General features: G+C 41.4%; 1 pseudogene. It reads right to left on the bottom strand.

The annotated features are described in order from the left end of the window. A pseudogene (locus AB4512_RS24700) lies at nt 1-215 on the bottom strand (quinone-dependent dihydroorotate dehydrogenase); the annotation flags it as partial.

Genomic DNA, 215 nt, shown 5'->3' with positions numbered 1-215 from the left:
TATTTTTGATCAATGATTCGCAAATCTGGCTGATTTCGTCATCACTTAGATCCGGAGCGATCTTAAGAGCAAGCGGGACATATTTTCCATACTTCGCTTCTAATTCAGATTGCTTGGTTTTTAGTTCAGACAACAGATCATCAAGTGCTTCGCCGTATTGTAGCGAACGAAGTCCCGGAGTATTTGGTGAAGAGATATTTACCGCAATGTAACCC

The sequence above is a fragment of the Vibrio sp. 10N.222.52.B7 genome (genome assembly GCF_041474275.1).
Lineage (GTDB): Bacteria > Pseudomonadota > Gammaproteobacteria > Enterobacterales > Vibrionaceae > Vibrio > Vibrio crassostreae_C.
This window is presented reverse-complemented; position numbering and strand designations above follow the sequence as displayed.